The organism is Actinomadura sp. NPDC048394, from assembly GCF_040651755.1.
Taxonomy (GTDB): Bacteria; Actinomycetota; Actinomycetes; order Streptosporangiales; family Streptosporangiaceae; genus Spirillospora; species Spirillospora montaniterrae.
The window spans coordinates 87,252-99,725 of the sequence record NZ_JBEZJL010000007.1; the positions used below are offsets into that span (position 1 = coordinate 87,252).

Here is a 12,474-nt window from a genome sequence, read left to right on the forward strand (position 1 = left end):
GTAATCAGGGGATGACCTCGGTTACGTGGGCGCAGGTGCTGGCCTGGCGGATGCGGCGGCAGTTCATCGAACCGCCCGGCGGCGCGTCGGCCGTCGAGATCGCCCGCCGATTGGCGGGCGTGCAGGCGCAGGTCGCGTCCGCCGCCGAGCTCGCCGTCGCGGTGCGTCAGGCGAAGCCCAGTCCGGGTGAGGTGGCGAGCGCGGTCCTGGGTAAAAGGACGCTCGTTAAGACGTGGGCCATGCGGGGCACCCTGCACCTGCTTCCGGCCGACGAGGCCGCCGCCTATCTCGTGTTGTGCGCGGCGATCCGCAACTGGGAGAAGGCCGCCTGGCAGCGGACCTTCGGCGCGACCCCCGCCGATCTGGAGGCGATCGCCGGAGCGGCCGCCGAAGCGCTCGCGGGCGGGGACGCGCTCACGCGCGAGGAGCTGACCACCGCCGTGGTGGAGGAGACGGGCTCGCGGCATCTCGCGGAGGTGCTCGGCTCCGGGTGGGGCGTCCTCCTCAAGCCACTGGCCTGGTGGGGCGTCCTCTGTTACGGGCCGCCGCAGGGAACGCGGGTCACCTTCACGTCGCCCGAGCACTGGCTTCCGGCATGGAAGGGGCTGCCGCCCGTCGACGAGGCCGCCCGTACGGTCGTCCACACGTACCTCGGTGCGCACGGGCCCGCCACCCCGGAGATGTTCGACAACTGGCTCATGCGCAAGGGCAACCGCAAGAAGGACGTGAAGGGCTGGTTCGCCGCCGCCGCGGACGGCCTGTCCACGGTCGACGTCGAGGGCGTCCCCATGTACGTGCAGGAGGAGCACGTCGAAGAGCTCCAGGCGACCGCGCCCGCCACGTCGGTACGGCTCCTGGGGGCGTTCGACCAGTACGTCCTAGGCGCGGGAACCGGCGCGCCCTACCTGATACCGGCCGAGCGCCGCGCCGAGGTGAGCCGTACGGGCGGCTGGATATCGCCGGTCGTCCTGCACGAGGGACGCGTCGCCGGAGTGTGGGAGGCCAAGGACGGAAACCCGTCCGTTACGGCGTTCGAAGACCTTCCCGCCGCGCCGCTGGAAACCGAGAGAGCCCGCCTAGGACGGCTGCTTGCCTGACCGTCGGCGGGGGCGCGCGCCGAGGTTCCAGAGGACCCCGGCGTGATGCGGCCTGCGGTCACCCGCATAGGGTGCGGTTCGTGGACGAGCGGGACGAGCCGGTCGAATACCGGCAGAAGCGTTACCAGCCGCCGGAAGGCGCGACCGAGCTGCTGCTGATCCGCCACGGCGCCTCCGCGCCGGCCCGCCCGGACGCGCCGTTCCCGCTGGTGGACGGCCAGGGCGACCCCGAGCTGGCACCGGAGGGCCGCGAGCAGGCCGACCGGGTCGCCGAGCGGCTCGCCACGACCCGGCTGGACGCCGTCTACGTGACACCGCTGCGCAGGACCGCGCAGACCGCCGCCCCGCTGGCGCGCAAGCTCGGCATCGAGCCGCGCGTCGAGCCCGCCCTGCGCGAGGTGCATCTCGGCGAGTGGGAGGGCGGCCTGTTCCGCAAGATGGTCGCCGAGAACGACCCGGTCGCCCAGCGCATGGTCGCGGAGGAGCGCTGGGACGTCATCCCCGGCGCTGAGAGCGACGAGGCGTTCGCCGAACGGGTCCGGGAGGGGCTCGGGCGGGTCGCGGCCGCTCATCCCGGCGGGCGCGTCGCGGTCTTCACCCACGGCGGCGTGATCGGGCAGGCGCTCGCGGCCGCCACCGGGTCCCGGCCGTTCGCGTTCCTCACCCCCGACAACGGGTCCATCTCGGTGCTGGTGTGGATGAACGGCCTGTCGTCGATCCGCGGGTTCAACGACGTCTCGCATCTGGACTGGTCCGCGCCCGCGCCGCTGTCCTGACAGGAGGCGTGTCCCTAGAGGCTCCCTAATGCTCCCTAGAGGCTCCCTAGCGCGAACCGCCGTCAGCTCCGGAACCGGATGTGCTGCCCTGGACGCAGTTGCGCCGCGTCCGGCACCGACGCCGCAGCGAGCACCGCGACGACCGGGTAGCCCCCGGTCGTCGGATGGTCGGCCAGGAAGATGATGGGCAGGCCGCTCGGCGGCACTTGGATCGAACCGGTGACCATGCCCTCGCTGCCGAGTTCCCCGCCGCGCGACCGCGCCAGCGGCGGCCCGTCGAGCCGGACGCCCACCCGGTTGCTGTCCGGCGACACCTGATACGGCGTCGATGTGAGCGTCGCCATCGCGTCCTCGGTGAACCAGTCGCCGCGTGGGCCGGCCAGGATGCGCAGCACCGGCGTCTCGGGCATGCGCGGGACCGGAGCCACGTCGACGGTCAAGGCGCCCAGGTCCACAGCAGGCCCCACCGGAAGCCGAGTGCCGGGCGACAGCGGCGCGGGCCCGAGACCGGACAGCAGATCGGTCGACCTACTGCCGAGCACACGGTCGACCGTTATGCCGCCGCGTACGGCGAGGTAACTGCGCAGGCCATGCGAGGGTGTGCCCAGCTCCAGTACGGCCCCGTGCCGCACATGGCACGGCGCGTTCGTCCCGTGCGTACGCCCGTCGATGCACACCGGCAACGGCGCGCCCGTGACCGCCACCCAGGCGTCCACGTGGAAGCGCACGGAGCCGCCGCCGAAGGTGAACTCCACGCACGCCGCGCCCTCCGGATTTCCGACGAGCCGGTTGGCGAGCCGAAGCGCGCGCTCGTCGGCCGCACCGGAACGCGGCACGCCGAGATGGGCGAGGCCGGGCCTGCCGAGATCCTGGACGGTCGCCAGCGGCCCGGGCCGGACGACCTCGATCAAGAAGGCTCCTCGGGGACGAACCGGACGCGCGTCCCCGGCCGCAGCAGGGACGGCGGGTCGCGCGTCACGTCCCACAACGGCAGCCGGCTCCTCCCGAGGAGCCGCCAGCCGCCCGGCGACCGGGACGGGTAGACGGCCGCGTACCGTCCCGCGATCGCCACGGACCCCGCCGGGACCGCGGTGCGCGGCGACTCCCGGCGCGCCACGTGCAGCGCCGGGTCCAGGCCCGTCAGGTAGCCGAACCCGGGGGAGAAGCCCAGGTAGGCCACCGTGTACGCACCGGCGGCGTGCCTCCGGACGACCTCGTCGCGCGACAGGCCGGTGAGGCGCGCCACCTCGTCCAGGTCCTCCCCGTCGTAGACCACCGGGATCTCGACCGGTTCGGCGTCGCCCTCCGCGTCGGCGCGCAGCGGGAGGTCGGGCAGGCGCGCCGCGAGGCGGTCGAGGTCGGCGGACGGGTCGGCCACCACCAGCACGGTCTGCTCCCCGGGGACGACGTCCACGACGCCGGGCCAGGACGCCTCGCGCAGCGCAGCGTTCAGCCGGTGGGCCGTCGCCAGGTCGCCGGTCTCCACGAGCAGGGCCGTGTCACCGGCCCGCAGGACTCTCACGCGAACGGCTCCAGCGCGACGCCCGCGCCGGACAGCGCGGACCGGACCGCCTGCGCGAGCGCCACCGCGCCCGGTGTGTCCCCGTGGACGCAGATAGAGCGTGCCTGGAGCGCAACCTCGGTGCCGTCAGCCGCGACGACCGTTCCCTCGACGGCCATACGGACGGCCCTCCGCACGACCTCGTCCGCATCGTGCACCACGGCTCCGGGCTCGCGGCGCGACACCAGACCACCGGACGGCGTATAGGCGCGGTCGGCGAAGCATTCGGCCACCACCGTCAGCCCCTGGGCCACCTTGTGCACCGCCGAACCCGGAAGCGTCAGCAGCGGCAGCGTCGCGTCATAAGCCCGCACCGCGTCCGCGACCGCCGCGGCCTGCACGGCGTCTCGGGCAATGCGGTTGTACAGCGCGCCGTGGGGCTTCACATAGCTCACACGGCCGCCCTCCGCGCGCGCTATGCCGTCGAGAGCGGCGATCTGGTAGAGGACCTCGGCGGTGAGCTCCGGCGCCGCCACGTCCATCTCGCGGCGGCCGAAACCCGCCAGGTCCCGGTAGGAGACCTGGGCGCCGATGGTCACACCGCGCTCCACCGCCGCGGCGCACACCCGGCGCATGATGAGCGGATCGCCGGCATGGAACCCGCACGCCACGTTCGCGCTCGTGATGACGTCGAGCAACGCCAGGTCGTCGCCCAGCTCCCAGATGCCGAACCCCTCACCGAGGTCGGCGTTGATGTCGATGACCGCCATGCCCAAGACCTACCACCGATCGCCCCGCCCGCCGGGAGCGGCCCGCCTCAGACCGACTCTTCGCGCACGTCCTCGACCTCGTGCTTGGACGCCCACGCCTGGTAGACGCCGCGGTCGAACAGCTCCAGGCCGAGGCTCTCGGCCACCGGCGCCCTGCCGCCCGTGTACTCCACCCGCAGCCACCCCTGGTGCTCGCCGAGCACCACGAACGGCTCGCCGCGCCACGTGCAGTACGTGCTGACGTAGCGGACGTCCTCGACCTCCGAGGCGGGCACCACCTGGACGAACCTGCCCGGCCCGATCTGCCGGAACCCGTCGGCGTGCTCGCCGACGTAGAGCCGCACCTGGTCGCCGTCGGGGCTGGCCTCGTACTCGGTGCCGCGCCAGCGCGCGAAGAAGCCGTGCCGGATCCTCATCCGCGTCCTCCCGGCAGCCTGACGAGCCAGCGGCGCAGGTCGGCGTCGTACGCCGCGACCAGCGACTCGCGCGCGCCCGCGTCGAGCCGGTACAGCTCGGCGCCGTGCGGCAGCCGCTGGCTCTCGATCTTGAACTCGGGGACGGCGGGGCCGTCGCCCGGCGCGTACCCCGAACCGGGGAACGGCGCCTTCTCGATCACCCAGCCGCCCGGGATGATCCCCATGCTCCACTCGTCGATCCCCCCGAGCGGCCGCCGGAACAGCGACGGCTTCACCGCGGGCCACCGGACCACGAAGATCTCCTCGTCGCCGGGCGAGAACGGCGACCCCTCGTACACGAGGCCGAGGCCGCGGATCAGGGCGGCGGGCGTGTTCAGGTCGGCCACGTCCTGGAGCCGGTGCACGTAACCCGCGACGAGGTCGTAACCGCCCTCCAGGTAGTGCTGCACGTGCTCGCGGCGGAGGACCTTCTGCATGACCACCGTCCCGGAAGCGGCGTCCATGGGCCCGGCGCCGTCCGGAGCCGCATCGCCCTGCGGGGCGGTCTCGCGGCCCTGCGGGACGGTCTCGCGCGGAACGTCGCCCACCGGCGGGGGCACGTCCTGCCGGGGCGCCGCAGTGGGACGCGTCGGTCCCGGCGGGTCCACCGGCATCGGGCTCGGCGTCGTCTCACGCGGTGCCAAGGGCTCGGCCCGGTCGAAGGCCGGAGGCTGCGGCGGTGGTGCGCTCTGGAGGAGGGGCTCCTCGTGCGGGCGCGCGGGGGCGGCGGGCTCCTGGAACCTGGACGCGGCCGGTGTCTCCACGGGCGGAACGGCAGCGCCTCTGCGGTCCGTCTCCGGTGGCCGGGGGATGTCCCGCGCCGTCTGCTGCGGTCCTGCGGCCGGTCCCGGCGCCACCGGAGGTGAGCCATGCGGCTGGGGCCGTGGGGGAACGCCTTGCGGATCGAACGGCGCGGGCTGCGGCGCGGTCGGCCGGGCGGCGGGCGGTCCCTGCGGGACGCTCCGCTCCTGCGGCGCGGGCGCCGGGTGCGGGCCGCCGTGCAGCGGCGGGACGGGGAGGCCTTGGGGATCGGCCGGCGTCTCCCGCGCGGTCGCCGGCTCGGGACGCGGCGGCGGCCCCGGGCGCTCGTGCCGGCGCGGGAGCGCGCCCGGATCGGCGCCCGGCCGTGAGGGCGCCTGTGCGGCCGCGGGAACGCCCTGGGGACCGGCGGGACGGTCCTGCGGGCGAGCGGGCGCCTGCGGCGCTCTGGCGGCGGTCCGGGAGGGTCCCGCGTCCGGTTGCCGGCGCCGCCGCCCCGGCGTCCGCGACGACCGCCCGGCCACCCGGACGTCGGCCGGGTCCGGCGGCGCCGGACGGGCGGCCGGTTTCGGACGGGCGGGCGGCTCCTCCTGGACCGGCTCGAACAGGGCGTTCGCGTCCAGGTACGAGGCGCTCGGCAGCCCCGGGTCGATCGCGAGCTGCCACTCCGGATGCGGCCAGTGCCGCGACAGCTCCGACAGCGTCGCCTCCCGGTGGTGGACGGCCTGCCCCTGCAGGGACCGGTCCATCGCCTCGGGGGAGGTGAACGCCAGCACGAACGTCCCGTCGCCGAACTGCGCCGTGGCGAACCGGTGCTCGGCGGTCGGATCGCCGGACGCTGGCAGGTAGAGGGTGGCCCGTGCCAGCAGCCGCAGGTACGCCTGCTGGTCGCCGCGCTCGCGCGCCTCGGCGAGCGCGATCTCCAGGTCGGTGCCGGACGGACGCTCCGCCCGGGACGCGTCCTGCGCGGCGGGACGGCTCTCGGACTCCGGCACGGCCAGCGGGATGCCGAGGCCGGGAAGGGCCAGTGGCCCGCCCTCCGGTCCCGTCTTGCTCGCCTGATAGACGAGTTCTAGCGGGGAGTCGATCCGGTACACGTCGCGGAAGGCGCCGACCATCTGGCCCGCGAGCATCGCGGCGCACTCCAGCAGTTCGGCGGCCGCGCGGTTGCCGCGCTCACGCCAGGTGTAGCGGTTCCACCAGTTCTGCCGCTCCTCGCCGTCCGGAGGCTCCCAGCCGAGGGTGGTGAGGCGCCGCTCCTGGCGCGGCGCGAGTGGCCGGGGCAGGAACGCGCTGCCGACCGCTTCGGCGTCCAGCCCGCCCTCGATCCGCATGGCCTGCACGTACGGCAGTCCGCTGGGCCCCTGCACGATGAGGAACGACTTGACGGGGAGCCGCGACAGCTCAAGGGTCAGCCGTTTGTCGAAGTCGTTCCAGTCCACTCGGGGTCCACTCTCGCGTCCGGGGGTGGGATTGCCGTACTCGACGGTAGCCGAACGCTCCGCTACTCGGCCCTGGGCGCCGGGACGGCGTCGGCCCGCGCCGGGCTCCAGACGCCGCCGATGGCGTCGTAGACCGCGACGGGGACCTCGTCGTTCTCGCCGAGGGAGCGCCACAGGCGGGTGCCGTGAGGCGGTTGCATCGGAATGCCGGCGGGCGGCTGCGGCACGGGCTGCTGTCCGCCGGGCGCTTGCACGCCGGGCTGCGGCGGCTCGGGCTGCGGCGTTTCCGGCTTCGCCTCGGGCTGCGGTGCGGCGACCTGAGGTGTTCCGGGCTGGGCTACGGGCGCCTGGGGTGCGGCGGCCTGAGGGGTTGCTGCGGCCTGAGGGGATGGGGCCTGGGGCACGTCGGGCTGCGGGGCACCGGGTCGCGGGGCACCGGGTTGCGGGGCACCGGGTTGCGGGGCACCGGGTTGCGGGGCACCGGGTTGCGGCGCTGCACCGGGTTGCAGTGTCCCCGGTTGCGGCGCGTTGGATTGGGGCTGGTGCGCGTCGGGTTGCGGCGCGCCGGGCTGGTGGGTCTCGGCAGGCTCGCCATCGGCGGGCGTGCCGTCCGTCGGGGCGCCCAGAGGCGCGGCCACAGCGGGTTCGGACCCCTGCTCCGGGGTCTCCGGCTTGGCCCTGCCCAGGTCCGGTGGTGTACCGGCTTCCAGTGCCGCCCTCAACTCCTCCGCCGTGTACGGGTCGATCGCGGTACCGGAGTCGTCGTGGGGGTCGTCGGCCCCGGCCAGTCCGTTGACGCCGTGGATCCCGTTGAGGGACGGCATCCCGTTCGGCGCGGACGAGCCGTTGGCGGCGGACGACCCGTTGACGCCCTGGGACGGCCCATGGGCGCCGGGGAACCCGGACATGCCGGAACCGTTGACAGCGGACGGAGACCCTCCGGCAACGGCCCCGGGCCCGGACAACGCGCCCGGATCGACGGTCCCGTACGGATTCGAAGGCTCTGGCGCGGCCGACGACGCTTCCCGCTGCGCGGCCTCAAGGCGGCCCAATGCGGACGCGTCCAGCAGGACCTCGCTCGGCAGGCCGGGGTTGACGGCGAGCTGCCAGGACGGGTCGGGCCAGCCGGCCGCCAGGAGCGCGAACGACGTGCGCCGGTAGAGCGGGTGCTGGTCGCCGGTACGCGCAAGTGCGCCGGGGGATGTGTACAGCGTGACGTAGGTTCCGGTGCCGATGGTGATGGTCGGCAGTTCGGCGCGGTCGGGGTTCTCCACTGCGTGCGCGGTGGCCGGGAGCACCAGGTCGGCGCCCGCCAGCAGGCTGAAGTAGGTGGCGTGGTCGCCGCGCTCCTTCGCCTCGGCCAGGCGCGGTTCGAGCAGGTCGGCGTCGCTGCCGGGGACCCCGGCGGGAGGCACCGGCATGGGCGGGCCGGCGGGCGGCGGGCCGGGCGCCGGGCGCGCGCTCTCTGCGGCGCTCTCCGGCGGGGCGATCGCGGCGGACGAGCGGCGCTTGCTGACCCGCGACGGGTCGGCGGTCTCGATGCCGAAGTCGAGCAGCTCGATCAGGCCGCTGCCGTGCCGGTGGAACGACTCGTACACCAGGTCGGAGGGGCGGCGGACGCCCTGGACGTCGCGCAGCGCGGTGACCATCACGTCGGCGAGCCGCGAGTAGTCGCCGCCGGCGACCGACCGCATCCCGCCGGGCGTGCCGGCCTCGGGCAGCTCGGTCCACCAGTTGCGGGGCGCGGGGTCGGCGGGCGGGCGCCAGCCGGCGTCGCTCATGACCTCCTCGTCGGCCGGGGTGAGCAGCAGCGGGCCGTCAAGGAAGTTGTTGCTGACCGCCTCGGCGTACAGCCGGTCGGGCTCGCGCATCGCCTGGACGTAGTGCCGGCTCTCGTCGCGTTCGCGCACGATGAGGATGGTGTCCCGGTCGAGACCCGCCAGTTCACGGCCCAGCCGGCGGGCGAACTCGGACCACTCCAACAAGATCACTCCCTACGACCGGGGGCGGCCCCGGACCCCCGCGAGACCATGCCCGGGATCCGATGATTGTCGCCGGGGACGCCGCGCGCAAACCGGGAGTTCACTCGGGCGGCGGTTCGTGACGCAGCACACGCAGCGCCTCCCGGAGGGCGTCCGCGTCGTCGCCGCAGCGATCGAGGACGCCGATGAGTTTGTGCAGGATCTCGTGCCGTTCGTAGCCGATGTCGAGCAGTGATTGGGCGGTGTCCCACAGCTGCGGCGGGTCGCCCCGCCACAGCCGGTCGGTGAGCCTCTCGTGCGCGTCGAGGTGCTCCTCGTCCGCGCCGGGATGCTCGAACTCCAGGATGACGCGCCGGTCGTCGGGGTCGGAGGGGTCGAGCGCCGACAGGTCGACGGAGCCGTGCCGGCCGGAGCGCCGGTGGGTGCCGGACAGGAACGGCAGCGCGAACGCGCGCCGGGGGAGCGCCTCCAGCTCGCCGTCCGGGAGGAGCCGGGCGACGAGGTCCCGGTCGAGGCCGAAAGCGGACGGGTCGCGGTACGCCTCAGCGAACTTCGCGGTGGCGTCCCATACCGCGTCCAGGGTCGCCCTTACGCCCTCCTCGGGCAGCCCGGTGCGCTTGCCTGCCCACCGCACCCAGGCGGCCAGGACGTGCGGTACGGCCTCCTGCTCGGCGGGGGACAGGAGCACCTTGCGGGGCAGCCAGTCGAGCAGGAACATCTCGCATTTGATCGGGCTGACCCGCAGCGGCCGCCCGAAATCGTGCGTGCAGCCGTAGGCGATGATGCGGTCCACGCAGCGGCTGGCGGCGGACAGGTCCGAGAGCCCTTCCGCCTCGTCCGACGCGAGGAACCGCGCGGCGATCGTGGCGCGCCGGTCGCGCCCGTACACCGGAGGCTGCGGCAGACGCCCTCCCGGCGGGAGGATCCCTATGCGCGCGCGTACGAAGGCGTGGTACGAGCCGAAGTTGTCGTTGACCGGCGGCTCGGTCGTGTCGTTGGTGAGGGCGAGGGCGCTCTGCAGGAGCGCCTTGGTGTCGCGCGGGTCCAGTTGCTCGAACCGCATCAGGGCGTTGTCGCGGCCCTCGCGGCGGCAGTGGTCGAGGAGTTTGTCGACCTGGGACGACACCCACGCGTCCCGGACCATCCCGCACGCCGGGGGGCGCGCGGCGCGCAGCGCGGGCGGCGCGGCGGAGGGGAACGGGGCGTCGGCGTACTGGACGGCCCCGGCCTTGTTCCTGTCCACGAGGATGACCAGGGCGTGCCGGTCGGCGCCGCCGTAGGTGTAGGTGCAGACGATCGAGTCCTGGTCGCCGTACACGTCGCGGGACACGAAGCACTCGTCCGGTGCGACCATGCCGACGCGGTCGGCCCATCCGGGACGGGCGACGCCCCGGTCCATCAGTTCAAGCGCGGCGCGCTCGGCCTTGGCGGCCTGCCGCGGAGTGCCCAGGTAGGCCATCCCGGTGAGCAGGGCCAGCGCCGCAGGGGTCGCGGCGCGCGCCGCGTGGTCGACCAGCGCCTCGCCGATGACGACCTCGACGTCCCCGCCGGACACCCGGTGCCCCCACCAGGACCCGAGGATCTCGCTGACGATCAGTTCGGCGTCCAGCGGGCTGCGCACGGCGAGCAGCTCGCGGGCGTGCCGCAGCATCCCGTCGAAGATCTCGGAGACCTCGCCGGGAGCGGATGGGGGGCCGTCCCGCGCCGGATCTCCGGACGAGGAGCGGCGGCTGCGAGGACTCACGGGCCCTAGTTTCTCAGATCCCGCGGCGGCGCGTGCCCGTAAGGCGCGGGACCGTCCGGCGGGTTCAGCCGTCCAACCCGGCTCCCTGGGGCCGCCCCGAGGGCGGCTCGGATTTCAGCATGCCGACGAGGTGTTCGCGCGCCATGCGCTCCACGCGCGCGGGCGTGGGGTCGAGCCCCAGGTGGGCCATGCACGCCTGCACGTCGGCGATGCACTGGTGCACCGCGTCCGAGGAGACGTGCGAGAACTCGTCGGTGAGCCGCCGCGTGAGCGCGTTGCGGGTCTCGCTTCGGTGATCGGCCAGTGCGGGCATCTGCGTAGCACCTCCGCGCACGGGGTTCCGGCGGACGGGGAGACCGCCGGCCGAGACGGAGCGCGCGCGGACCTTGGTTTCGGGGCTTCCGCCCGAACCTCGCCTCGATGTCTCATTCCAGCGCGTTCGCGGGGAGAGTCAAGACATACCGGGGCGTCGTTTCGCAAATTCTGGACCACCTTCTCCGGACGTGCCGGTGGCCGTCCCGCCGGAACCGCCGCCGGATGGGCCGCCGGACGGGCGGTGCGGCGGCCGCGCGGCGATCCGTTGGACGGCGTCCGCCCAGCCCGCGTGGTGCCTCGCCGCCCAGCCTCGGTCGACGCGGCCGGTGAGCATCCCGCCGAGCGCCCCCGGGTCCCGGAACGCCTCCCACAGGTGCCCCACGACGACGAGGACGATGACGACGAAGAGCCAGTCGTGCACGAAGGTGGCGCCGGTGCGCCAGCGGTCCGGCCATGGGCCGGGGAACGTCAGCACCTCGCCGGTGCCGAGCATGACGAGGATCGCGCCGGCCGTGAACGCCGCGTTCAGCTTCTGGCCGGCGTTGAACTTGCCCACCGGCAGGATCCCCCGGCCCTGCCGTACGGCTCTGCGGTCCCCGCGCTTCAGCCACTCCCAGTCGTGCGGTGCGAACCTGTTGAGGCGCCGTACGTCCGCCCTGAACGCCCTGGAGGCGAGGCCCAAGATGATGGGGGCCGGCAGCGCGAAACCGCACCACACGTGGATGGTCTTGAGCAGTTCGCGGTGCCCGACCAGGGTGGACAGCGTCGGCAGGTAGAGCATCCCCGCCGTGGCCAGGCACACCAGCATCAGCAGTGCGGTCACATGGTGGATCGACCGTTCGGCCCACGTGAACCGGAGCAGCCTGGTAGAGCGTGCCGGTTCGGGACGGGGCACGTCATGTGGGTGCATCGTCACGTCCGTTCGACCGGCCGACCCAGGCGTCCACGTCGTAGCCGAGGTCCTCCCAGTAGCCCGGCTTGACCTTGTCGGTGAGCTCGATGCCGCCGAGCCACTTCAGGGACTTGTATCCGTACATGGGGGCGACATAGAGGCGGGTGGGGCCGCCGTGGTCGTGGGTTACCGGCTTCCCGTCCATCTGGGTCGCGACCATGACGTCGCGGCGCCGCGCCTGTTCGAGCGTCAGCGACTCGGTGTAGACGCCGTCGAACGACTTGAACCGGACGGCCACGGCGTTAGGGGAGACCCCCACCACGTCCAGGAGGTCGGGTAGCGCGACGCCGGCCCACCGGACGTTCGGTACCCGCCAGCCGGTCACGCACTGGAAGTCCTTGTCGAGCGTCGTCTGCGGCAGGCGGGCAAGGTCGGCCATGGTGAACGCCTGTGGCTTGTCCACCAGGCCGCCCACGGTCACCCGGTGGGTGGCGATGCTGGGCCTCTTCACGCTTCCGGTGACGGAGTAGTAGCGGAAGCCCCCGGCCGCCGGAAGAACGTCCTGGATGCCGCCTACGGGCGCCAGGGCGCGGTTCACCTTCTGCTGGAGGGATGCGCCCACGGCGACACCGGCGACGCCGAGGCCGAGCATCCCGAGCACGACCCGCCGCCCTACGGGACTGCCCTCTTCCGGATCCTCGTTCACGCCTCCATTCGAACACCGTGGCCTGCGGGCCGCCA

Annotated in this window: 12 protein-coding genes; 2 read left to right on the forward strand and 10 right to left on the reverse strand. The window is 73.9% G+C overall.

Going from position 1 to position 12,474, the window contains the following annotated elements:
- The first annotated feature begins 11 nt into the window (after window positions 1-11).
- Both AB0C78_RS06430 and AB0C78_RS06435 read left to right on the forward strand, forming a co-directional pair.
- The gene (locus AB0C78_RS06430; RefSeq protein WP_360742575.1) at window positions 12-1,097 is read left to right on the forward strand and encodes a winged helix DNA-binding domain-containing protein; all 1,086 of its coding nucleotides are present in this window, start codon (window positions 12-14) and stop codon (window positions 1,095-1,097) included.
- A gap of 80 nt (window positions 1,098-1,177) precedes the next feature.
- Window positions 1,178-1,873 carry a histidine phosphatase family protein gene (locus tag AB0C78_RS06435; RefSeq protein ID WP_360742578.1) on the forward strand — a complete coding sequence of 232 codons (696 nt, stop codon included), beginning with the start codon at window positions 1,178-1,180 and terminating at the stop codon, window positions 1,871-1,873.
- A gap of 62 nt (window positions 1,874-1,935) precedes the next feature.
- Here the strand turns inward: AB0C78_RS06435 and AB0C78_RS06440 are convergent, their stop codons facing one another.
- The 10 genes from AB0C78_RS06440 to AB0C78_RS06485 all read right to left on the reverse strand — a co-directional run bounded on the left by AB0C78_RS06440 (window position 1,936) and on the right by AB0C78_RS06485 (window position 12,439).
- Window positions 1,936-2,784 (reverse strand): biotin-dependent carboxyltransferase family protein, encoded by an 849-nt coding sequence (locus tag AB0C78_RS06440; RefSeq protein WP_360742581.1) that lies wholly within the window; start codon window positions 2,782-2,784, stop codon window positions 1,936-1,938.
- Window positions 2,781-3,395, reverse strand: a complete 615-nt coding sequence (gene pxpB / locus AB0C78_RS06445; RefSeq protein WP_360742584.1) for a 5-oxoprolinase subunit PxpB — start codon at window positions 3,393-3,395, stop codon at window positions 2,781-2,783. The genes AB0C78_RS06440 and pxpB overlap by 4 nt, the downstream gene beginning before the upstream one ends.
- Window positions 3,392-4,144, reverse strand: a complete 753-nt coding sequence (locus AB0C78_RS06450) for a 5-oxoprolinase subunit PxpA (protein WP_360742587.1) — start codon at window positions 4,142-4,144, stop codon at window positions 3,392-3,394. Before AB0C78_RS06450 ends, pxpB begins: the two co-directional genes overlap by 4 nt.
- 47 nt (window positions 4,145-4,191) lie before the next feature.
- Window positions 4,192-4,560: a hypothetical protein gene (locus AB0C78_RS06455; RefSeq protein ID WP_151541046.1), complete on the reverse strand. Its 369-nt coding sequence runs from the start codon at window positions 4,558-4,560 to the stop codon at window positions 4,192-4,194.
- A complete protein-coding gene (locus AB0C78_RS06460) occupies window positions 4,557-6,800 on the reverse strand; it encodes an SseB family protein (protein ID WP_360742591.1) in 2,244 nt (747 codons plus the stop codon). The genes AB0C78_RS06455 and AB0C78_RS06460 overlap by 4 nt, the downstream gene beginning before the upstream one ends.
- A gap of 62 nt (window positions 6,801-6,862) precedes the next feature.
- Window positions 6,863-8,785, reverse strand: coding sequence for a hypothetical protein (locus AB0C78_RS06465; RefSeq protein WP_360742594.1), 1,923 nt, complete (start codon window positions 8,783-8,785; stop codon window positions 6,863-6,865).
- Between the two features lie 97 nt (window positions 8,786-8,882).
- The gene (locus AB0C78_RS06470) at window positions 8,883-10,433 is read right to left on the reverse strand and encodes a hypothetical protein (protein WP_192808773.1); all 1,551 of its coding nucleotides are present in this window, start codon (window positions 10,431-10,433) and stop codon (window positions 8,883-8,885) included.
- A 157-nt stretch (window positions 10,434-10,590) separates the two neighbouring features.
- A complete protein-coding gene (locus tag AB0C78_RS06475) occupies window positions 10,591-10,839 on the reverse strand; it encodes a hypothetical protein (protein WP_360742597.1) in 249 nt (82 codons plus the stop codon).
- Between the two features lie 138 nt (window positions 10,840-10,977).
- Window positions 10,978-11,751: a cytochrome b/b6 domain-containing protein gene (locus tag AB0C78_RS06480; protein WP_360742600.1), complete on the reverse strand. Its 774-nt coding sequence runs from the start codon at window positions 11,749-11,751 to the stop codon at window positions 10,978-10,980.
- The gene (locus tag AB0C78_RS06485; RefSeq protein WP_360742603.1) at window positions 11,738-12,439 is read right to left on the reverse strand and encodes a molybdopterin-dependent oxidoreductase; all 702 of its coding nucleotides are present in this window, start codon (window positions 12,437-12,439) and stop codon (window positions 11,738-11,740) included. Before AB0C78_RS06485 ends, AB0C78_RS06480 begins: the two co-directional genes overlap by 14 nt.
- Window positions 12,440-12,474 lie beyond the last annotated feature (35 nt).